Here is a 22104-nt window from a genome sequence, read left to right as displayed (position 1 = left end):
CTGGCGGCGGTTTTCGTAAGTGTAGAAACGCAGATGGTTGCCGCGCATGGAATCCTCCTCAAGCCCGCAGCAGCAGGCGCATCAGCACGATGCCGCCGAACGTGGCCAGCAGCGAGCCGAACAGGTGCGAGCCGACGATCGCGAGTGACCAGCCGAACTGCTGGCGCAGCAGCAGGGTGACGGTTTCGGCGGAGAACGTCGAGAACGTCGTCAGCCCGCCGCAGAAACCGGTGGTGACGAACAGGCGCAATTCGGGCGGCAGTGATTGGAACTGGTCGAAGATGCCGATTGCGCAGCCGATGATCAGGCCGCCGATGAGATTCACCGCCAGCGTGCCGAGCGGCAACGTCGGCAGGATGGGATTGAGCGCCATGCCGAGGATCCAGCGCAGCGCGCTGCCGATGGCGCCGCCGACGAGCACGGCCAGCAATGAGGAAAACGGAACGTTCATGCGCCTCCTGGTTCCAAGCGGAGAACCCCGGCGCGGACGGTGGGCGCTGCACGCAACGCCTGACGTCCGACACCGCGGATACGTCAGGCATCATCAGCCTTGCGGCGGTTCGTGTCGCCCTTGCGCGACGACCGGAGGCATGCCATCTCCGTCGAACGCCGCCATGGTAACGGGGAAATCGCGGACTGTCAGCCTTGCGTTCGGGATATCGCCACGCCTTATCCCGGCGGCAACGTGGCCTTGAATGCCTTCGCATCGGCGAACTGCGACGCGGCCGCATCGCCCGCGGCTGCGAAGATCGCGATTGCGCGGTCCGCGTCCGCGCGCGCATCCGTGTCGCGGCCTTGCAGGTGGTGCAGTCGGGCCTCGAGCATGAGGCCGACGCCGTACAACGGGTGCTTGTCGCCGAACTGCGCGCGCGACAGTTCCACTGTCTGTGCGACGAGCGGCGCGGCCGCGTCGTCGTCGCCGAGCGCGAGCCGCGCCTCCGCCTCGCCCTGCAGTGCCGCGATCGTGAGCTGGCTGTGTTCGCCGGAAAACTTGCGTGCCATCGGCAGCGCAACCGCGAATGCCTTGACGGCGTCGTCCGCGCGCTGCTGCGCGAGCAGCGTCTTGCCGAGGTTCAGCACGCCCGAGGCGAGTGCGGCGGATTCGCCGAATCGGGCGCGCCCCTCCTCGGTCGCATGGCGCAACAGCGATTCGGCGCGCGCGTAGTCCTTCTGCCGGAAGGCGATCGCGCCGCGGTTCTGTTCGGCGATCAACAGGGAGCCCTCGTCGCCGCCGAGCTGCGGCGAACGGTAGCTCGCGATCACTTCGTCCATGAGCCGGCCCGCCTCGTCGAGTTCGCCGGTCTGCATCAGCACGAGGGCGAGGGAGTTCGTCAACTGGACCGTGGTCTCGTCGACTGCGCCGAGGCGCTGCCAGGCCTGCGGTATCGCCTCGCGATAGGTGCGGATCGCGCCGGCGAAGTCGCCGAGCGCCTTCTCGATCTGGCCCTGCACGATGCGGCTGCGCAGAAGGCGGTCGCCGTAAGTCGCCTCGTCTTCGCGCCAGAACGCCTGCGCGGAGTCGAGCGCGTTCTTGGCCGCATTCGCATCGCCCAGGCGCAGTTCCGCCTGCGCGAGATACATGCGCGTGTCGGCCGATTCGATCGGATTCCGCACGGCGTCGGGCGAGGCCAGGAAGCGCCGCAGCAGCGGCGCGGCGGTCTTGTCGTCGTTGAGTTCGCTGAACAGCTCGCCGACGAAGCGCGCGATGCTCGCCTGCTCGGACGGATTGCCCGCAAGGCGCTTTTCGATCTGTTCCGCGCCTTGCGCGAGCGCCTCGTGCAACGGCACGGAGTGGTCTCCGGCCTTTTCCATTTCGCCGAACACGAGCGCAAGATAGTGCAGCGCCGACTGCACGTGCGCGGCCTCGTTGCGGTACAGGTCGCGCTGCTGTTCGGCGCGGCGCGCCTCGTCGCGCGCAATGGCGGCTGCGCGCACGCTGACCGCGGTCGCCGCGATCAGGGCGACGGCGGCGACCGCCGCGGCGGCGATCGCGATGCGATTGCGCCGCACGAATTTGCGTGCGCGATACCAGGCGCTGTCGCCGCGCGCCCTGACCGGGCGGCCGTCGAGATGGCGGCGCAGGTCCTCGGCGAATGCGTCGACGCTGGCGTAGCGACGTTCCGGTTCCTTGGCGAGCGCGGTCAGCGCGATGCGGTCGAGGTCGCCGCGCAGCGTGCGCGCGCCGCGCGCGTCGGCCTGGCGTTCGCGCGCCACGCTCGGCGCGGGCGGATCGACGCCGAGGATGGCCTGCTGCACCGGCATGCCGCGGTCGAGGCGGTACGGTCGCGCGCCGCCGAGCAGTTCGTAGAGCACCACGCCGAGGCCGTAGACGTCGGTTGCGGTGCTGACCGCCTCGCCGCGGATCTGCTCCGGCGCCGCGTAGTCGGGCGTGAACGCATGCGTCTGCGTGCCGGCGAGGTGTTCGCCGCTCGTGGTCTCGAGCAGCTTGGCGATGCCGAAGTCGAGCAACTTGGCCACTCCGTCCTCGCCGACGAGGATGTTCGACGGTTTGATGTCGCGATGCAGGACGAGGTTACGATGGGCATAACCGACCGCCTCGCAGACGCCGAGGAACAATTGCAGCGTCGCGCGCACGTCGAGGCGTTTCGTGGCGGCGAACTGCGTGATTGGCTGGCCGTCGACGAATTCCATCGCGAAGTAGGGGATGTTCCACTCGCCGACGCCGCCGTCGAGCAGGCGCGCGATGTTCGGATGTTCCAGGCGCGCGAGGATCTGGCGCTCGCGGCGGAAGCGCTGCATCAGCCCCGGCGTCGGATGCGGCAGCAGCTTGAGCGCGACGCGCTGCTCGAACTCACCGTCGGCGCGTTCGGCGAGGTGGACTTCTCCCATGCCGCCGCGGCCGATCAGGCGCAGCAGGCGATAGGCGCCGAAGCGGCGCGAGCCAGGCGCGTAGTCGTCGGTCCAGCGCTCCCGGGCATCGTCGGGCAGCGGCGAGACCGGCGTTTCGAGGAACGCGCCCGCATCGGCGTGCGCATCGGCCGCGAGCATGCGCGCGAGATCCGCGCGCATGCTCGCATCGCCGCTGCAGCGTTCGGTGAGAAACCGGTCGCGCACATCCGGCGGCAGTTCGAGCGCCGCGTCGAACAGTTCGGCGAGGCGGTTCCAGCGTTCGGCGTCATCCGTATTCATCGTGGCGATTTCCGTTTGCATGCGTCGCTCACTCGTCCACGCAAAATCGCGGCCGCGCAGGACATGCGCGCGCCGCGACTCACTGCGCGTGCCCGTGCACGGCGTCGAACAGGAACGCCCGTGCACGCCGCCAGTCGCGGATCACCGTGCGCTTCGACACCTCGCGCAGTTCCGCGACCTGCTCGACCGACAGGCCGGCGAAGAAACGCAGGTCGACGAGTTCGGCCAGGCGCGCGTCCATTGCCTGCAGGCGGCCGAGCGCGGCATCGAGATGGATCAGCGTGTCCGCATCGAGCGCGCCGGCTTCGGCCTCGGCCGACTCGGTGATGCGCGCGTCCGCGCCGCCGCGCTTGTCCGCGACGCGGCGGCGCGCGTGGTCGATGACGATCTGGCGCATCGCGCGCGCGGCGGTGGCGAAGAAGTGGCCGCGGTCGTTGCAGTGCAGCGCGCCGGGTCGGACCAGCTTGAGGTAGGCCTCGTGGACGAGCCCGGTCGTGTCGATCGTGGGATTCGCGCTGGCCGCGAGCTGCCGGTGCGCGACGTGCTTGAGTTCCGCGTAGAGCGCGCCGAACAGCGATTGCAGCGCCTGCGGCTCGCCGTCGCCGGCTGCGAGCACCAGGTCGGTAATGTCTGCCGAATTCACTCCCCCATCCCCGCCTGCCGACGTTGTCGCGAGTGTAGCCTAAGTCACGCGCCGGAACCTTTGTCACTTTGCCCTGCCTTTTTACGTATTGATCAGGGCAAGCCGCTTTTTGCATCGCTGCGGAAAAGCCATTCGGTGTGGCCACGCGAGAAGCAGGTTGCGCCGCCTTGGCGGCTGTCGACCGCGACGGTGACATTCCGTCGCTTCGCTGTTTTCGTCCACAATCCAAAGGAAAGAGACCATGATATTCCGTCGATCCCCACTCGTCCTGGCCCTTGCGGCCGGTTTGTGCCTCAGCGCGGGCGCCCTCGCGCAAAATACTACCGCATCGGCACCGGTGACGTCCGGCTCCGCCCGGCCGGCATCGGCGAGCAAGTACAAGCTCAACGCCGCCCAGCTCGCCGAAGCGCAGGCGCGCGTGCAACTGGCCAACACGATCGCGCAGAACGTCGCCGCCGACGCCAAGGCCAAGAGCCTCGGCGACGACTGGCGCACCAACCTGCTCGGCACGCTCTACAACACGCCGAGCAGCGCGCTGAGCGGCATGAGCACCTCGGTCGCCACGTTGGATCAGGCGTTGTCCCAGGCCACCACGGCACAGCAGCAGGCCGCCGCGGCCAAGGTGTCCGCCGGCGCTGCCGCCGCGGGCCATGCGTCCAGCGCCGAGGACACCACCGAGGCCCTGGGCAGCAGCTACGACAGCCTCGTCTTCACCCCGATGACGCCGTGCCGCTGGATCGACACGCGCGTGACCGGTGGCGCGATCGGCTCGACCGCGCGCGTATACGATACCTACTATTCCGGCAGTTCCTATGGCGGCAGTTCGGGATGCGTCCTGCCGGGCGCCGGAGAGCCCGCCATCGCCGTCAACGTCACCATCGCCAGCCCCACCGCGGCCGGCTTTCTCACCGTGCGCTCGTACGGCAGCACCGGCGTTACCAGTTGGGTGAACTGGTATCAGTACGGCGCCAACGTGCAGGCGGCGAACGCGGGCGTCATCTCCACGGCGGTGAACAGCTCCACCAGCCACTACGATTTCGAAGTGCTCACCGGCGGCGGCGGCACGGCCCAGGTGATCCTCGACTATTTCGGCTACTTCTCCGCCGCGCCGGCCACGGCGTTGGATTGCGTCGTGGTCGGCACGGCGAGCGGCAGCACTTCGATCGACTCAAACGTATCCCTTCCCGCCAGCACGGCTACCTACTTCACGACGACGACCTGCCCGGCCGGCTATACCGTCCAAACGCCATATTGCTGGAATCAGGACACTACCGGCGTGTACTCGGGCGGCAGCGGCGTCACGGCTGGCGGTACCGGCTTGGCCGGGACGGCTTTCTGCGGGTTCAACAACACGACCGCGGCCGCGCATACAGTTACGGTAGGGACGAGCTGCTGCCGGGTACCGTAACCGCGATTGCGGTTGCACGAGCGACAAGGCAAGGCACCGGCATGGCCGGTGCCTTTTTCACCTGTGGCATGAATGACAGGGGCGAAAAGCCGCCGCCCGGACGCGGCCACGCCTGCGCCGCAGTCAGCAGATCTTCGCGAGCAGTGCCTGCTGCGCCGAATGTGGCTTCTGCTCGCCGGGCGTCAGGCGTTCGTAGTGGCCGTCCGCTTGCAGCGCCCATGCCTGCGTGTTGTCCGCGAGATAGTTCGCGAGGCCTTCGTCGAATACGCGCGCGGTGAGGTCGGCGTCGAGGATCGGAAAGCAGGTTTCGATGCGGCGCAGGAGGTTGCGCTCCATCCAGTCCGCGCTCGAACAATAGATTTCCGCCTCGCCGCCGTTGGCGAACCAGTAGACGCGGCTGTGTTCGAGGAAGCGGCCGACGATGGAGCGCACGCGGATGTTGTCCGAGATTCCCGGCAGGCCGGGCTTGAGCGTGCAGGCGCCGCGCACGATCAGGTCGATCTGCACGCCGGCGATCGAAGCCTTGTAGAGCAGCTCGATCACACTTGGTTCGTTGAGCGCGTTCATCTTGGCGACGATGCGCGCGGGCTTGCCGGCCTGCGCGTGCGCGATCTCGCGTTCGATGCGCTCCATCACGCCCTTGTGCAGCGTGAACGGCGATTGCAGCAGGTGCTTGAGCTTGATGACCGGGCCCAGGCCGGAGAGTTGCTGGAACAGCTTGTGCGCGTCCTCGCCGATGTCGCGGTTCGCGGTCATCAGGCCGAAGTCGGTGTAGAAGCGCGAGGTGACGGTGTGGTAGTTGCCGGTCGACAGATGCACGTAGCGGCGCAGGCCGGCCTTCTCGCGGCGCACGATCAGCAGCAGCTTCGCATGGGTCTTGTAGCCGACCACGCCGTAGACGACTTGCACGCCGGCTTCCTGCAGGCGATTGGCGAGCGAAATGTTCGCTTCCTCGTCGAAGCGCGCGCGCAGTTCGACGACGACGGTGACGTCCTTGCCGGCGCGCGCGGCGTCGATCAGCGAATTGACCAGCGGCGAATCGTTGCCGGCGCGGTACAGCGTCTGCTTGATCGCGAGCACGGCCGGGTCGCTGGCTGCTTCCTTGAGCAGTTCGGTGACCGCGCCGAACGATTCACAGGGATGGTGCAGCAGGATGTCGCGCTCGGCGATCGCCTCGATGAGGCTGCGCTCCAGCGTGATCGGCGCGATCAGGCGCGGCGTGAACTTGGGGAATTTCAGGTCGGGGCGCTCGACTTGGTCGTAGATCGACGTGATGCGGTGCACGTTGACCGGGCCGGGCAGGCGGAACACGTCCGCCTCGGCCAGCTCGAAGTTGTGCATCAGGTAATCGGCGACCGGTTTCGGGCAGGTGTCGGCGACCTCGAGTCGCACCGCTTTGGCGAAACCGCGCCCGCGCAGTTCGTCGCGCAGCGCGAGCGCGAGGTTTTCGACGTCGTCCTCGTCGACGAACAATTCGCTGTTGCGGGTGACGCGGAACTGGTACGCGCCGGTCACCTTCATGCCGGGAAACAACTCGTCGACGAACTGGTGCAGGATGCTCGACAGGAAGACGAAGTCGTAGGGTTTTTCGGCGACTTCGTCGGGCAGGCGCACGATGCGCGGCAACGAGCGCGGCGCGCGCAGCAGCGCCATGTGACCTTCGCGGCCGAACGCATCGCGGCCTTCGAGCGAGACGGCGAGGTTCAGCGACTTGTTGAGGATGCGCGGGAACGGATGCGCCGGATCGAGGCCGAGCGGCGACAGCACCGGCATCACTTCGTTCTGGAAATAGCCTTGCAGCCAGCGCGTCTGTTTGGACGTCCATTTGTCGCGCGCGATGAAGCGGATGCCTTCGCGGTCCAGCTCGGGCAGCAGGGTGTCGTTCCAGAACGAATATTGCGCCGCGACCAGTTCGAGCACGCGCGTGCGGATGCGCGCGAGCAGTTCGGCGGGCGAGGTGCCGTCGGGGCCGGCCTTGGCGTCGCCGAAGGCGAGATGGTGGCGCAGGACCGCAACCTGCACCTCGAAGAATTCGTCGAGGATGGAGTTGGAGATGCACAGGAAGCGCATGCGCTCGAGCAGCGGCACCGACGGATCCTGCGCCTGCGCGAGCACGCGGAAGTTGAATTCGAGCTGGGCGAGTTCGCGGTTGAGGTAGAGCGAGGGGTCGCGCAGGTCGCGCGTCTGCGCCGGCGCTTCGATCGTCGCCGGGTGTTCCGCCGCGGTCGCGTCGGCTTTGCCATTGCCGCGTCGCGCGTGTGCGGCCACCGTGAATTCTTCGGCGCTCATGGGTGGACTTCCTCGGAAAGCGGTTCGAATGCAAGCAGCCGTTCGCGCGCGAACAAGCAGGCGAACGTGCTGCCGGCACCGAGTTCACTCTCGATTTCCAGTCGTGCCTGATGCAGCTGCAATACGTGCTTGACGATGGACAAACCCAGGCCCGTACCGCCCGATTCGCGCGAGCGGCTGGTCGAGACGCGGTAGAAGCGCTCGGTGATGCGCGGCAGATGCTCGGCCGGAATGCCGTAGCCGGTGTCGGCGACGGCGAAGCGCGCGCCGCCGCCCGTCGTCGCCTGCCAAGAGATCTCGATGCGGCCGCCTTCGGGCGTGTAGCGCACGGCGTTGGACACGAGGTTGGAGAACGCGCTGTGCAGGTAGTCGTTCGAGCCGCGCAGATCGGAGTCGCGGCCGAGCACGACGTCGACATGGTGGCGGCCTTGCGAGAGGCCCTCGGCTTCGCGCTTCAATGACGACATCAGCGCGCGCATCGATACGCGTTCATCGTCGTTGATCTGTTGCTGCGCTTCCAGGCGCGAGAGCGTGAGCAGGTCCTCGACGATCTGGGTCATGCGCCGCGACTGCCCGCGCAGGTCGGCGAGCACGGGCGCGAGTTGCGGCATCACTTCGGGTTCGAGCATTTCTAGGTATCCGTGCAGCACGGTCAACGGTGTACGCAACTCGTGTGACACGTTGGCGACGAAATCGCGACGGACCTGTTCCAGCCGCGCGATCGGAGTCATGTCGCGCACGACGAGCAGGGCGTGCTCGTAGGAATACGGGATCAGGCGAAACGACAGGTGCACGCCTTCGTCGATGACGGACGCGGTGTCGCGCAACGACTCGCGTGTCGGATCGTCGGCGAACCACGCCTTCGCCTGCGGCGGCAGGAAGGCGTCGACGTGCGCGCCGCGGTCGCGCGGCGCGGCCATGCCTAGCAGGCGCCCGGCGGCCTCGTTGAACCAGACCACGCTACGGCCGCGGTCGAGCACGACGACGCCGTCGGGCAGCGCGGCCGCGCCTTCGCGGAACGCGCGCAGGAGGTTGACGAGGCGGCGCTTGCGCGAGCGTTCAGCGTGCAGTTTCATGTACATGTACGTGGAAATGTCCGACCACACGCCGCGATCCTCCGGCGGCGGCGTCCGCTGGCGCGAACGCAGCCAGGATTGAAGCCGGTACAGGCTGACCAGCGAGCGCAGCGAGTATCCGAGCAGCGCGGCGATGACCGCGTATTCCACCGCGCCGAACAGCCAGCCAAGCACGAGCGCGACCGCCAGCAGGACGACGAAGCGTCCCAGCGAGACTTGCCATGCGTGGCTTTGCAGGAATTGCAATTGCATTGGCCGGGCGAACGGAAATGCGGATGTGCACAATTATACTCCGCTTCCCTTCTCCCGCCGGGAGAAGGTGCCCGAAGGGCGGATGAGGGAAAGGCGCAATATCTCGCAACGACATTGCAAATCGTGACGCTCTTCCCTCATCCGGCGCTCCGCTTCCCTTCTCCCGGCGGGAGAAGGGAAGAAATTCACGCCGCCGGCGTGGTCGAGAACCGGTAGCCCGCGCCGCGCACGGTCTGCACGAGGTCGTCGCAACGATGCGGCTCCAGCGTCTTGCGCAGGCGGCGGATATGCACGTCGACCGTACGTTCCTCGACGTAGACGCTGCCGCCCCAGACGTAGTCGAGCAACTGGCTGCGCGAGTAGACGCGCTCGGGATGGGTCATGAAGAAATGCAGCAGGCGGTATTCGGTCGGGCCGATCGCCACGCTGTCCTCGCCGGCATGGACGCGGTGCGCGGCGCTGTCGATCCGCAAGGGGCCGATTTCGATCACGCCTTCGCTGTCGACGCCGTGGGTGCGGCGCATGACCGCGTTGATGCGCGCGATCAATTCGCGCGGCGAAAAGGGCTTCACGACGTAGTCGTCGACGCCGGCTTCGAGGCCGCCGACGCGGTCGGTCTCCTCGCCGCGCGCGGTCAGCATGATGATCGGCACGTCGCGCGTGAGTTCTTCGCGGCGCAGGCGGCGGGCGAGGTCGAGGCCGCTCGTGCCGGGCAGCATCCAGTCGAGCAAAATCAGATCGGGCACGCGCTCGACGATCATCGTCTGCGCGGCGCGCGCGTCGGCGGCGTGGCTGGGCTCCATGCCGGCCTTGCGCAGGGCGAAGGCGACCATGTCGCGGATCGCGGGTTCGTCTTCGACGATCAGGATGTTTTTTTGCACGAATCGACTCGCAACCGCGCCGAAGCGGGGCTTTGTGACAGATTGCGGTATTTCAAACGTCAATTGTTACGGTTGAATGACGCGGCACCGCAATCCGTCTTCGAATCGGCGCTTCGCGTGGTCTCGTCGAGCCGGCCAAAGCGCGAATCCGCGAACGGCGAGGTGGCGCCGTAGCCGTTCGCGCTGTCGCCGATGCGGGCGAACGAATCGTCCTGCGCCAGCGTGGCGTCGTTGTGCACGCTGAAGCTGAGGCCGGATTTCGGCTTCAGGCAATTTGCCGTCGCGGCGAGCTTGCCCTGGTCCTCCGGGCGGATCTTGTGGCGGCGGTAGTCGAGCACGAGCGGCGTCATCGCCGCGATCAGCGCCTCGACGCGCGTGCGCTGGTAGTAGTCGAGGTCGCTGCGCTTGGCGATATCCTTGAGCTGGTTGAGCGCATCCTCGGCGCGGCCGTTGAGGTAGGCCGCGGTCGCGTGCGCCTCGCCGGCGCGCACCGGGTCGCCGGCGAGTTCGCAGGCGCGTGCGAACGTGGTCTGCAGGGCCGGATCTTCGTCGTCCTTGGCCAGTTGCGGCCGCAGCAGTTCCTGCGCCTGCTTGCCGGCGGCCTTGTCGCCGTACTGCAGCAGCGCATCGGCGTGCGCGAGCGCGAGCGCGCGGTTGTTCGGAAACGACTTCTCCATGTGCGCGTAACGCTGCAGGGCCGCGTCGCGCGCGCCGGACTGCAACTCGGCACTGCCGAGCGCGATCTGGAAGACGAGATTCTCGGGATCGGCCGCGGCGAGTTTCTGCAGCGGTGCGATCGCCTGCTTGGCCTTGCCGCTCTGGATCAGCGCGAGCGCGTAGCCGTAATGGTTGGCGGGCGTGTCGAACTCCTTGTGGTCGCGCAGATTGTCGGCGTAATAGGCGATGGTCTCGTTCACGCGCGGGCTCGCCAGCACCCGCACCCGTTCGCGCATCAACTCGTAGTAAGCCTGCGCGCTGGCGCGTTGCTCCGCGGTCGGCTGGGTCGCATGCAAGGCGCCGATGTTCGGGCGTGCGGTCGGGCCGATCGAGGCGAGCAGGGAGCCGGTCGCGATCGTGGCGGCCCTGGCCGTGCCGTCCGCGGCGCCGGCGGCCTTCGTTTCCGCCGTCGCCGCACCGCCGGTCGCGGGCCCGACGTTGGCGACGCCGGCCAGTTCCTTCGGCGCCGCCTCCACGTCGCCGACCGTGACGGTGGGCCGGTATTCCTTCTTGATCTGCTCGGCGCGCGCCTTCGCTTCGCTGATGCGCGTGGTCGTGACCGGGTGGTCCATCAGCAGGGCGGGCACGTCGTTCTCGTCGAAGCCGGGGCGCAGCGCGCGCTGCATGCGCTCGAAGAATCCGGCCATCGCGTCGGGATCGAAGCCGGCCTTGGCCAGCGTGGCGATGCCGACGCGGTCGGCTTCGGCCTCGTCGGCGCGCGTGAAGTTGATCTGCATCTGCGCGGCGAGGCCCTGCATGGTCGCGATCGCGCCGATGTCGGAATTGCTCGTGCTGTACGGGCTCGCCTTCGACGCGGCGGCCATCGCCACGAGCATGCCGACGAGCATGAGCGGCGTCATCTTCTGCTCGGCCTCGACCGCGCGGATCAGGTGGTTCTGGGTGACGTGCGAGATTTCGTGGGCGAGCACCGCGGCCAGCTCGCTTTCCGTATCCGTCGTCGTGAACAGCGTCGAATTGACCGCGACGAAACCTCCGGGCAGCGCGAACGCGTTGATCTCGTTCTCGCGCATGATGAAGAACGTGAACGACTGCTCCGGCTGCGGGCTGTAGGAAACGAGTTTGTAGCCGAGCGTGTTGAGATAGTCCGCGAGCAGCGGATCGTCGAGCACCGCGTTCTGGTTGCGCAGCTCGTGCAGCACGTAGAAACCGTACTGGCGCTGCTCCTCGGGCGAGGCGACGTTGCCGGCCGAACTGCCGAGGTTGGGCAGGCGCGTGTCGGCGGCGTAGCCGTGGCTGGTCAGCACGGCGATCGCGGCCACGAAGACGGCGAGAGCGGAATGCTTGGCGAACATGGCGGAAAGCGCGATACGGCAGGAAGGGGTATTGGATTACCTTACTCCTGCAAAGGTTCCGCATCCACTGTTTCGGCCGTATGGCAAGCGGCGTGCTTAGGTGGCGTTCAAGCGCGCCGGAATGGCGGGTTCGAGAGGAGGAGAAGCCCGCGCGGCCGTCCTTCCCGCCGGTCGCCCCGCCACTGGAAATTCGGCCTTGCAGACCGCACACTGGGACCACTGAAGTTTCAGCCTCAATCAGCCCCGAATATGAAACCCAAAGTCGAAATCTTCACCGGTGCGAACTGCGCTTACTGCACCGCGGCCAAGAACCTGCTCAAGTCGAAAGGGCTGGACTACGAGGAGTTCCGCATCGACCAGGATCCCGCGCGGCGCGAGGAAATGCTCGCGCGCTCTGCCAACCGGCGCACGGTGCCGCAGGTCTTCGTCAACGGCGAACACGTCGGCGGCTTCGACGACCTCGCCGCGGCCGAGCGCAGCGGCCGGCTCGCGCAACTCATCGGCGCCTGACCCATGGCCGCCGCGAAGAAAGCCGCAACGAAAAAGACCGTCGCGAAAACAGCCGCGACCGTTTCGTCGAAGAGCGGGAACCGGGTCAGGGAATTCACCGAATTCCGCCAGCGCATGAACGAGCGTATCTTCGAACACGATAATCAGGTCGTGCGCCGTTTCTTCGCGCTCGATACGCAGACTTATAAAAGCGGCGCGCTCGACCTGAAGACCAAGGAACTGCTCGGCCTCGTCGCCTCGCTCGTCCTGCGCTGCGACGACTGCATCAGTTACCACATCGCCCAGTGCCGCGATGCCGGCGTCGATCGCAACGAATTCTTCGAGGCGTTCAGCGTCGGCCTCGTCGTCGGCGGCTCGATCGTGATTCCGCATCTGCGCCGCGCGGTGGATTTCCTCGATCGGCTGGAAGCGGAATGAGGTCGCGCGCATCGCTATAATGCGTCTTCTTTTTCCCGACAGCCGAACCTTTCCATGACTACCACGATTGCAGTGATCCCCGGCGACGGCATCGGCCCGGAGATCATGCGGGCCGCGTTGCGCGTGATCGACGCGCTCGGCCTCGATCTCAAGTACGACGTCGTCGAAGCCGGCCTTGCCGCGCAGGACAAGTACGGCGAGTTGCTGCCGCAGGCGACGCTGGACGCGATCGCCAGGCACAAGGTCGCGCTGAAGAGCCCGTTGACGACACCCGTGGGGGAGGGCTTCACCTCGATCAACGTCACCTTGCGCAAGAAGTTCGACCTGTACGCGAACGTGCGCCCGGCGATCTCGTTTCCCGGCACCAAGTCGCGCTACGAGAACATCGACATCCTCACCGTGCGCGAGAATACCGAGGGCGCCTACATCGGCGAGGGCCAGCAGGTGTCGGCCGACGGGGAGACGGCCACGTTGACGCAGAAGGTCACGCGCAAGGGTTCCGAGCGCATCGTGCGCTACGCGTTCGACCTCGCGCGCCAGGCCGGGCGCAAGAAAGTCACGGTCGTGCATAAGGCGAACATCCTCAAATCGACCTCGGGGTTGTTCCTCAAGGTCGCGCGCGAGGTGTCGGCGCAGTATCCCGAGATCGAGCACAACGAGATGATCATCGACAACACCTGCATGCAGCTGGTGATGAACCCCTGGCAGTTCGACGTGATCGTGACGACGAACCTGTTCGGCGACATCCTCTCCGACCTGTGCGCGGGCCTCGTCGGCGGCCTGGGGCTTGCGCCCGGCGCGAATATCGGCGAGCACGCGGCGATCTTCGAGGCGGTGCACGGCTCGGCGCCGGACATCGCCGGCCGCGGCATCGCCAATCCGTGCGCATTGCTGCTCGGCGCCTGCCAGATGCTCGGTCATCTCGGCCGCGAGGCGGAGGCGAACCGTGTGCGCGGCGCGATCCGCGCGGCGATCGCGGCGAAGGACCGCGTTACGCCCGATCTCGGCGGCAGCGGCACGACGGAAACTTTCGCCGACGCGCTGATCGAACGGTTGAGATGAAGAAAAAGCCCGGCGATCGCCGGGCTTTTCGATTCGACGGTCGCCCGGCGTTACTGCGCAACGCCTAGGTTGTAGATCGGCACGTTGTCGCGCACGAACGTGCCGCCGCTGAGCGGGCTGGCGTTGATCGATACGGTATTCGTCGCGCCGAAATTCAGCGTGATCGTACCGATTTGCACGGCGTCGCGTGCGGTCGGCGTGCAGGTGCGGCAGTAGCCTGCCGCGTTCTGCAGGAGCGGTATGGACTGGCCGTTGACGAACGGCAGGGCATTGGCGACGGCCCAGACCGGCTTGCCGCTCGAGTCGCCGAAGTAGAAATCGATGGCGAGCTGGTTGCCGTCGCTGCCGCGGTCGACGTCGAGCACGGAGAAGCCCCAACCCGAGTCGCTCGGTCCGCCGTAATAGAGGCCGCCGAGGTCGGGCGAGGCGTTCTGCGCGAGCGCGGTCACCGGCTCGATGCACCAGTCGCCGCTTTCGGTGACGTTTCCGCTGGTGTCGGCGAACGACCAGCTCAGCACGCCGAGCGTGATCGCGTTGCTGCGGTCGACGTCCCGGCACGCCGGCGAGTTCGCGGCCTGGTTGAAGTCGACGACGATGCTGCCGCCGGTGTCGGCGGTCGGCGTGGCCTGTTTCTTCGTGGCGTCGTAGTGCATGCGCACGAGCGTGCTGCCGTCGGCGCCGAGGATGGCCGGGACGAAGACGCCGTCGACGACGTTTCCCTGCGCCTGGAAGATTTCGATGGCGCCGGTGGCGTCGTAGGTATAGAAGATCAGGAAGTAGCCGTCGCCGAGTTCGTTGCTGCCGGTGAAGCGGAAATCGAGGCCGTGCCCGCTGCGCGCGCGGTCGTACCAGATGCCGGTGAACGGCTTGGCGAAGGTGGCCGCCGGCGCGGCCGCGGTCGACCAGCCCATCGCGGCAAGCATCGGCGCGGCGAGGCCCAGCGTGCGCGCCTGGTTGACGTTGTAGAACGCGTTCATCAGGTCGCCCTGCTGCACCGTGTGCGACAGCGTCGAGCCAACCGTGGTGCTGCACGTGGTCGTGCTGGTCAGGTCGCATGGTGCGTACAGGCTCGGGAAATTGGCCGGTGCGGTGCCGGTTGCCAGGTTCGCGGACGAGTTCACCGCGAGCGGGTCGGACCAGCGCAGCAGCGTCGGCGCGGAGCGGTTGCCGATGCTGGCCGAGGTGACCTTGTTGCCCGAGGTCATCGCCGCGGCGCGTGCCGCGTTGTTCGGCTGGCTGTTCAACTCGTAGCCGAAGAACGGCGTATAGTTGGTGCCGTCGCTGGCGACGTCGACGACATTGTCGCCGAAGATGTCGTCCCAAGGGCCGAGATCGTAGTCCTGGTAGGTGACCGTGCTCGATCCAGTAGTGATGCCGGCGCGCGCGCCGATCGGCCCTGCGCTCGGGTCGGTATTGGCGAGACCGAGGAAACCCAGGCCGTGCGTGATCTCATGCATCGCGATCGCGATGAAGTCGGATGAATTCGTGCTCGTGTCCGCGGTGTAGCCGTAGTAGAACGGGCTGCCGCCGAGCACGCTGGACGAGCCGATGTCGGCGTTGAACGTGATTTCAACGGCGTCGCCGTCGACGCCGTCGCAACTGCCGCCGAGCGCGCCGCACGGAGTGGTACCCCCCATGCGCGCGATCTGCGTGCTCGTGTACCAGGTGTATCTTTTCGAAAGCCAGGGCATTGGAAAGCCGGTGTCGGCGTACGCGAGGCTGGTCGAGGAGGCGTGCGCGAGCGTGGCGAGCGTGGCGGTACCGCCCAGATGCGCCCAGCACGCGTGCACGCTGATCGGCACGGGCGACTGGAGTTGCTGCGCGAGCTGTTGCACGGCGTATTGCAGCGCGTTCTTGCGCTGGTCGCCGAGCGTTGTGCCGGGATTGCCGCCCACCGACGTCGCTGCGGTGGTGTCGGACCACGGCGTGACGTCGCAGTCCTGCGTGGGATCGCTGGCGTCTGTGCTGGCGTTGCCGAAGTCGAGCGTGATGGCTGCGGTCGACACGGTCGTCGACGGCGTTGCGGTCAACGTCGCGGTGGCGCTGGAACTCGAGTCGTTGATGGCGGCGACATACCAGCGTCCGGCGGCCAGCGGAATCGTGCTGGCATTGGTGACGACGATCGATTCGTTCGACGACGAACTCATCGAATGGTACTGCGCATAGCGCAGGATCATTTCATAGCTGATGCAGGCCGTCGCGCTGTTCGAGCAATCGGCCGTGTCCGGGAATGGCGTGCCGTAGCGCAGGAACACGTCGAACGTCGCCGCTGCTGCCGGCCACGTTGATGGTGAGTTGTTTCGCGCTGGCGCCGACGTCGATGTAGGCGTTCGTGATCAGCGAATTCGCCGAAAAGTTCACTGTGAGCGGCGTGCCGGCCGTCAATGCGGTCGCGGCATTCACCGCCGGCGCGGCGATGAACAGGGCGAGGAGTGCGGCAAGGCCGATGCGCGGACTCACTGCCGAAGCTCCGGCGAGAGGACGATGGCCGGTCTTTTGCCCGCGCGCGGATTCGGCCGCTCGACGCAGCCGACCGCGAGCGTACCGTCGCTATTGCGCGTCGCGATCGCAGCCGTGAGTTTCGGGCTGGCAACGGCCTTGCTGGTGACTGCAGCCTTGGCTGCGACCTGTGCGGCGGACGCGCCCGCGAGAGGCTGCGCCTGCAGGACGCCGGAGGTATCGGCGCCACTCGCATTTGCCGCGAGCAATACGGTGAATAACGAAATGATCTTCATGGCAGCTTCCTCGACAAGGACGAATCGTGTTTGTGTTGTTGCGCGTCGCGCGGTATCGACTGCGGGCGCTTACGTGGCCCCGCGGGTGATCAAGTGCGATGCATCGTGCTCCAGAATGCGCGAGGGTCCGTGTCCACGCCGTTGCGCCGTGGCGAACGCCTCCTGCAAATAGCGCTCGGCGCGTCCCACGGCGACGCGCAGCGACCAGCCGCACGCCAGTCCCGCGGCGACGGCCGAGGCAAGCGCACAGCCCGTGCCACGCACGGCGTAGTGTCGCCGACGATGGGTAAATTCCTTGTTACCGTTGGCGTCGAGGAAGTGATCGCGGACCGTGGCGCCCTCGAGGTGGCCGCCCTTGATCAGCACGGCATCGGCGCCGAGCGCGCGCAAATCGCGTGCCGCGGCGCGCATGTCGGCAAGAGAGCGAATGCGGCGCCCGAGCAGGGTTTCCGCTTCGGGCACGTTGGGCGTCAGTACGCGGGCAAGGGGAAGCAGGTCGCGGCGTAGCGTGGAAAGTGCATCGGCGGCAAGTAGACGATGGCCGCTGCTCGCGGCGAGGACGGGGTCTAGGACGATGTTCGGCAACCGATGATCGCGCAGCCAGCGCGCGACAATGCGTGTGTTCGCCGCGCTGCCGAGCATGCCGATCTTGACCGCGGCGATGCGAAAATCGGCTGCCACGGCGTCGAGCTGGGCGAGTACGGTCGCCGCGGAAAGTACTCTCGTCGCCGTTATCGCGTGCGTATTCTGCGCGGTGATGGCGGTGATGGCCGTCAGACCGTGCACACCGTGGGCGGCGAAGGTTTTCAGAATCCGCCTGGATGCCGGCGGCGGCGCCCGAATCCGAACCGGCGATGCTCAGGACGCAAGGGGCAAGCCGGGTTGGGCGCATGGGGAAGTTCAAGTGTTGTGCGGATGCGACAGCATTCTGCGACAAGTGCAATGACCTGAGCGTCAAAGCCTCGGGAAACCCCACGAAAGGCCGGTTGCGTATCGCAACAGACGTCAAGCGGTACGTCAAGCGAGTCTTGACGAAGTGTGGCTTTTTTGCCAATATCCGGCTCACTTCGGGGAATGATCTGGACCTGCGTCTGGACGTCATGCGGCCAATGTCCATAAAGCAACGCCTGCTCGTCGCGCTGATCGGCGCGAGTTTGATGGTGCCTGCGGTATTGTCCGCCGCCGCATCTGCGGGCACGTTCAAGCATGTCACGCAGTCGGCGCGCATGTCGAACCTGCAGGAGATGGCCGCCGCCGGCGATCTCGTCGAAAGCTGGAGCGACTACGCGCTGAGCAGCCTCAAATCGAACTTCAGTTGGGCGCGCGAGCCCGGCGAGGTGGCGGTCGAACCGCCGACGATCTTCACCCGCACGCGCTCGAGTTGGGCGCGTACTCCGACTTCGGGATTTCCCGGTACTTCGGTCGACGGTGCGAAGCCGTTTCAGGTCGCGATGCAGTCGGCTCGCATTTCCGAATCGCCGATTCTCACCGCTGCGACCGACGCCGGCAGTCTCTTGCCCGGTCAGGCGCCGGGGCTGCGTCGCACGATCGTCGCGCCATCGTTTACCCATTCGCTCGAGAACATGGATTATTGGCGTTTCTCGCTGATCCTCGCCTATCAGAAGTTCAGCCTGTTCGCGCCGCTGCAGGGTTCCGATGGTGCGTTCGGCAGGGACGGCTGGGCTTGGCAGGACAGTAGTCCGTCCGCGTTGCGGCACAAGGAAAATTCCGCCGGTCTGGGCGCGCGCATCGATACAGGCGGACGTCTGGTTCCGGACGTGGAATGGCGCGTCGGCTACCAGTCGCGCGTGATCATGGACAATTTCTACACCTATCGCGGCATCTACGGCCAGGCGGGCAGCTTCGACATTCCGGCGAGCGCGAATTTCGGCATGGATTGGACGCCGGCGCGCAACTTTCGCCTGAGTGCCGACTTCGAACGGGTGATATATTCGCAGGTTGCGCCATTCGCGGGCTATTCGCTGCCGTCGCTGCTGCAGCGCTACATCTACCTGTCCAACCGTGCGCTGGCTTGGGAGAACCTCGACATCTATTCGGTCGCCGCGGCTTGGCGCAATGCGAGCCTCGGGGAATTCGGATTGCGTTACAGCACGCGTGAGCAACCCATGCCGAACTTGGCGGTGCTCCAGCATTTCCTCGAGCCCAACCTGGCCTCGCACGATTGGGAGTTCGACTACGCGCGTGCATTCGGCGATCGATCGAAGCTCCGCTTCCGCGCCGTCTACGCACCTCTGCAGTTGCTTGGCCTGCCGAGCTATACCGCCGACGGCAATTACGGCGCGAACCGGATGCGCTACGAAGCGCTGCTGACCACCTCGTTCTGAATCCGGCGCCGCGACACCAGCGGGTTCCACGTCAATCTCCTTGATTCTGCGGTGGGTCGCCGCCGGTTGCCTCGTCCCATTCCGACGGCCCGCCATCCCTTCGTTTTCGCCTCCGATTGTGCTAGGCTCGCTCGGCCGGCGTGCGGTTTGGCGCGGGCAGACGATTACCAGAATTATTATTAGAAACAATTCAGTGCCCGATGGCTTTGCGCGCCTTCATCGCCGCGAGTTTGCTCGTTGTCGCCGGTTTTTGCCGTGCGCAGGCGTTCAGCGTGGGCGATCCGTCGACTGCCGACGGGTCGGCGACCATCTACCGCATCAATCTGGCTGCGCGCACCGCTAACGCGATCGGCACCGCAGGCAATGGCGCCAATAACCAGCCCATCGTCGCGATCGGCGCATTGACGTTCAGTCCGACCGACGGCAACCTTTACGCGCTTGCGTTGACCGGAGCCACGACTCCTACCTTGGTCACCTTGAGTCAGACCACGGGCAAGGCCACGACGGTGAGCCAGGTGTCCGCGGTGGCGTCGACCGCCGCGCAGTATCTTTCACTGTCGTTCGATTGCAACGGCCAGTTGTGGATGGCTTCCGCCGCCAACGACAATTTCTGGAAGCTCGCGCCCGCTACGGGAGCGACCCAATTGGTCGGCAATCTCGGCGTGAAGATCACCGCGCTGGCGTATCGCAACGGCGTGTTGTACGGCGTTGGCGGCAGCGGCAATGCGAACCTCTACAGCATCGACACCGACACCGGCAAGGCGACACCGATCGGCGCATACGGCACTTCGGTGTCCGTTCCGGTGGATGCCGGGTTCGATTCTTCCGGCACGCTTTGGGCGTTGCTGCGCAATTACGACGGTTCCAATCTTCCCTCGCAGCTCAACCGCCTGGGGCGGATCGACCTTACCAGCGGGGCGATGACCATCACCGGCGCGATCGCCGAGCCGGTGCCGGGCTCGCTGCTGCCGTCGACGTTGCAGGGGCTCGCCATTGCGCCGCCGGCATGCACCGCGGTGGTCGCCACAGCTACCGCAGTCGGTGCCCCCGCTGTTTCGCCGACGGGCATCGGCGTGCTCGTCTTGTCGTTGCTCGCGGCGGCGGCGCCCGCGTTCCGCAGGCAGCGGGGGCGATCCGCGGCAATCGTGCATCGCCAGATGGCTACGAGGAATGCGAACTGAACAGCGCCTGTGCCAGCGCCGCGCGCGCCTCAGCGGCCCGCCATTTTGACGTATCATTCCGCGCTCGAATTCCGAACACAGGTGCAAGCATGAGCAAGGCCTCCGGCGCGGGTAAGCTGAAGATGTCGCTGGAATCCTCTGGCGCGGGCGGATTGCGCGGCAAATCCCGCGGCGTGAAATGCGCGGCGATCGCGCTGGTTCTGGCCCTGGCGGCGCCTCTGGTTTCCGCGGCGCCGTTCGCCTACGTCGCCAACTATTCCGGCTGCACGATCGACTCGACCACGTACAGCGGCTGCGTGACCGTGCTCGACCTCGCTCTGGCGAGCGACCAGGTCGTCGCGACCATTCCCGCGACCACGGCCACGTCGACGACCGCGGCCACCGGCGTCGAACCGCTCGGGGTCGCGATCAACCCCGCCGGAACGCGCGTCTACGTCGCCAACTATGGCGACAGTACCGATCTCACGACGTCGGGTACGGTGTCGGTCATCGATTCCGACCAGACCTCGGCGACGCTCAACACGGTCATCGCCACGATTACCGTGGGCATACGGCCGGAATTGCTCGTGGTCAACCCGAATGGCTCCACGGTCTACGTCGCCAACAGCGTCGGCAAAACGGTCTCGGTGATCGACACCGCGACGAATACGGAAACGACCAAGATTTCGGTCGGCGGCATGCCGGTCGGCGTGGCGTTCACCCCCGACGGCACGAAGGCCTATGTCACCCTCGCCAACAACAGCAAGGTCGCGGTCATCGATGCAACGACGAACACGGTGAGCAAGGCGATCGCGCTATCATCGCAGAATCCGATCGGCATCGCCGTCAACCCGGCAGGCACGTTCGCCTACGTCGCGAACTACGCCCAAGGCGACTATTCGCAAACCGGTACGGTGTCGGTCATCGATACGGCCACCGATGCCGAAGTGGCCGCGATCCCGGTCGATATCGGCCCGACCGGCGTCGCCGTTTCGCCGGACGGCGGCAGCGTTTACGTCACCAACTATGTCAGTGACACGCTGTCCGTCATCGACACCGCCACCAATACGGTCACCGCCGAGATTACGGTGGGCCTCGGGCCGCTGGGCGTTTCGGTGGATTCCAACGGCACCTATGCCTACGTCAACAACGCCAGCGACGACACGGTCGCAGTCGTCGATCTGGCCACCCATGTTCTGCGCGGCACCATTGCGAGCGGCGGCTCGGCGCCGAACTACAGTGCGATCACGAGTTCGGCCGGGCTCGCCGTGAACCTCGATCAAGCCGGCCTCACCGGTGCCTGGTACAATGCGAGCGTGAGCGGACAGGGCATCGTACTCGAATCCAGCCCCGACGCTAATGGGACCGGCCAAGGCAGATTCTTCGCCGGCTGGTTTACCTACGACGTCACCGCCACCGGCGGCCAGCGCTGGTATTCGCTGCAGGGTGACGTCAGCAGCACCGACCAGGCCGCCGCGTTGACCATATACGAGGGTACGGGTGGCAATTTCGCTGTGGGCCCCGCGGTGTCGGCGGTCGCGGTTGGGCAGGCGACTTTGCAGTTTACCGATTGCTCGCACGCCGTCCTGCGCTACACCTTCAGCGACGGCAGCGGTCGCGCGGGTTTCATCGCACTGGACCGGTTGACCGGCGGCGCCACCTGCACGACGAGCGGCGACAGCGGCGCCGTGAGCGGCGGCGACCAGTATTCGGGCAGTTGGTACAACCCCGACACGAGCGGACAGGGATTGGTTCTCAACGTCGACAGCACCAAGTCGCCGGGGCCGATCCTGTTTGGCGGCTGGTTCACGTACGCGCAGGACGGACAGCAGATCGGCGGCGGCGCGAGCCAGAACTGGTTCACGCTGCAGACGACGGCTGCGCCGTCTGCGGTCACGTCGTACAGCGCCAATATCCTCACGGGTTCCGGCGGCGCCTTCCTCGACCCAGCGAGCACGGTGACGACCACGACGGTCGGTTCCGCGAGCGTGTTGTTCACCAGCTGCACGACGGCTACCTTGACCTACAGCTTCGCTGCGGGAACGAATACGGGCTTGAGCGGCACGCTCGATCTCGTGCGGCTCGGATCGCCGCCCGCGGGATGCGAATAACGAAAACGGCCGCTCGACGCGGCCGTTTTTGCGTG

18 protein-coding genes and 1 riboswitch are annotated in these 22104 nt (G+C 66.4%); of the genes, 7 read left to right on the top strand and 11 right to left on the bottom strand.

Going from position 1 to position 22104, the window contains the following annotated elements; all coding sequences use genetic code 11:
• Positions 1–58: 58 nt before the first annotated feature.
• From crcB to QM741_RS03055, 3 genes are all read right to left on the bottom strand, one after another.
• Complete coding sequence (gene crcB, locus QM741_RS03065; RefSeq protein WP_415206266.1) at positions 59–451, bottom strand: fluoride efflux transporter CrcB; 393 nt, start codon at positions 449–451, stop codon at positions 59–61.
• Between the two features lie 77 nt (positions 452–528).
• A riboswitch (Fluoride riboswitch) is annotated at positions 529–610 on the bottom strand.
• Between the two features lie 59 nt (positions 611–669).
• Complete coding sequence (locus tag QM741_RS03060) at positions 670–3150, bottom strand: protein kinase domain-containing protein (protein ID WP_415206265.1); 2481 nt, start codon at positions 3148–3150, stop codon at positions 670–672.
• A 79-nt stretch (positions 3151–3229) separates the two neighbouring features.
• Positions 3230–3793 (bottom strand): ECF-type sigma factor, encoded by a 564-nt coding sequence (locus QM741_RS03055; protein ID WP_415206264.1) that lies wholly within the window; start codon positions 3791–3793, stop codon positions 3230–3232.
• A 337-nt stretch (positions 3794–4130) separates the two neighbouring features.
• On the opposite strand from QM741_RS03055, the gene QM741_RS03050 reads away from it, so the two are divergent.
• Positions 4131–5201, top strand: a complete 1071-nt coding sequence (locus QM741_RS03050) for a hypothetical protein (protein ID WP_415206263.1) — start codon at positions 4131–4133, stop codon at positions 5199–5201.
• A gap of 123 nt (positions 5202–5324) precedes the next feature.
• On the opposite strand, the gene ppk1 is transcribed toward QM741_RS03050, so the two are convergent.
• The 4 genes from ppk1 to QM741_RS03030 all read right to left on the bottom strand — a co-directional run bounded on the left by ppk1 (position 5325) and on the right by QM741_RS03030 (position 11729).
• On the bottom strand, positions 5325–7490 hold the full coding sequence (gene ppk1, locus QM741_RS03045; protein ID WP_415206262.1) for a polyphosphate kinase 1: 2166 nt from the start codon (positions 7488–7490) through the stop codon (positions 5325–5327).
• On the bottom strand, positions 7487–8818 hold the full coding sequence (gene phoR, locus QM741_RS03040; protein WP_415206261.1) for a phosphate regulon sensor histidine kinase PhoR: 1332 nt from the start codon (positions 8816–8818) through the stop codon (positions 7487–7489). The genes ppk1 and phoR overlap by 4 nt, the downstream gene beginning before the upstream one ends.
• 185 nt (positions 8819–9003) lie before the next feature.
• Entirely contained in the window at positions 9004–9699 is a 696-nt protein-coding gene (gene phoB / locus QM741_RS03035; protein WP_415206260.1) for a phosphate regulon transcriptional regulator PhoB, read from the bottom strand.
• 59 nt (positions 9700–9758) lie between these two features.
• Positions 9759–11729: a M48 family metalloprotease gene (locus QM741_RS03030; RefSeq protein ID WP_415206259.1), complete on the bottom strand. Its 1971-nt coding sequence runs from the start codon at positions 11727–11729 to the stop codon at positions 9759–9761.
• 249 nt (positions 11730–11978) lie between these two features.
• Here QM741_RS03030 and grxC point away from each other — a divergent pair, with 249 nt between their 5' ends.
• From grxC to QM741_RS03015, 3 genes are all read left to right on the top strand, one after another.
• Positions 11979–12239, top strand: coding sequence for a glutaredoxin 3 (grxC, locus tag QM741_RS03025; protein ID WP_415206258.1), 261 nt, complete (start codon positions 11979–11981; stop codon positions 12237–12239).
• Positions 12240–12353: 114 nt separating this feature from the next.
• Positions 12354–12656 carry a carboxymuconolactone decarboxylase family protein gene (locus QM741_RS03020; protein WP_415209069.1) on the top strand — a complete coding sequence of 101 codons (303 nt, stop codon included), beginning with the start codon at positions 12354–12356 and terminating at the stop codon, positions 12654–12656.
• Positions 12657–12710: 54 nt separating this feature from the next.
• The gene (locus QM741_RS03015; protein ID WP_415206257.1) at positions 12711–13718 is read left to right on the top strand and encodes an isocitrate dehydrogenase; all 1008 of its coding nucleotides are present in this window, start codon (positions 12711–12713) and stop codon (positions 13716–13718) included.
• A 50-nt stretch (positions 13719–13768) separates the two neighbouring features.
• Here the strand turns inward: QM741_RS03015 and QM741_RS03010 are convergent, their stop codons facing one another.
• The 4 genes from QM741_RS03010 to thiD all read right to left on the bottom strand — a co-directional run bounded on the left by QM741_RS03010 (position 13769) and on the right by thiD (position 17239).
• Positions 13769–15973: a hypothetical protein gene (locus tag QM741_RS03010; RefSeq protein WP_415206256.1), complete on the bottom strand. Its 2205-nt coding sequence runs from the start codon at positions 15971–15973 to the stop codon at positions 13769–13771.
• The gene (locus QM741_RS03005; protein ID WP_415206255.1) at positions 15897–16178 is read right to left on the bottom strand and encodes a hypothetical protein; all 282 of its coding nucleotides are present in this window, start codon (positions 16176–16178) and stop codon (positions 15897–15899) included. Before QM741_RS03005 ends, QM741_RS03010 begins: the two co-directional genes overlap by 77 nt.
• A complete protein-coding gene (locus QM741_RS03000; RefSeq protein WP_415206254.1) occupies positions 16175–16453 on the bottom strand; it encodes a hypothetical protein in 279 nt (92 codons plus the stop codon). Before QM741_RS03000 ends, QM741_RS03005 begins: the two co-directional genes overlap by 4 nt.
• Positions 16454–16522: 69 nt before the next feature.
• Complete coding sequence (gene thiD, locus QM741_RS02995; protein ID WP_415206253.1) at positions 16523–17239, bottom strand: bifunctional hydroxymethylpyrimidine kinase/phosphomethylpyrimidine kinase; 717 nt, start codon at positions 17237–17239, stop codon at positions 16523–16525.
• A 323-nt stretch (positions 17240–17562) separates the two neighbouring features.
• Here thiD and QM741_RS02990 point away from each other — a divergent pair, with 323 nt between their 5' ends.
• The 3 genes from QM741_RS02990 to QM741_RS02980 all read left to right on the top strand — a co-directional run bounded on the left by QM741_RS02990 (position 17563) and on the right by QM741_RS02980 (position 22069).
• Positions 17563–18798 carry a hypothetical protein gene (locus QM741_RS02990; RefSeq protein ID WP_415206252.1) on the top strand — a complete coding sequence of 412 codons (1236 nt, stop codon included), beginning with the start codon at positions 17563–17565 and terminating at the stop codon, positions 18796–18798.
• Positions 18799–18998: 200 nt separating this feature from the next.
• On the top strand, positions 18999–19979 hold the full coding sequence (locus tag QM741_RS02985; RefSeq protein WP_415206251.1) for a hypothetical protein: 981 nt from the start codon (positions 18999–19001) through the stop codon (positions 19977–19979).
• An 89-nt stretch (positions 19980–20068) separates the two neighbouring features.
• Positions 20069–22069: a beta-propeller fold lactonase family protein gene (locus QM741_RS02980; RefSeq protein ID WP_415206250.1), complete on the top strand. Its 2001-nt coding sequence runs from the start codon at positions 20069–20071 to the stop codon at positions 22067–22069.
• Positions 22070–22104 lie beyond the last annotated feature (35 nt).

The organism is Rudaea sp. (assembly GCF_047601565.1).
In the GTDB taxonomy this organism is placed as follows: Bacteria; Pseudomonadota; Gammaproteobacteria; order Xanthomonadales; family Rhodanobacteraceae; genus Rudaea.
This window is presented reverse-complemented; position numbering and strand designations above follow the sequence as displayed.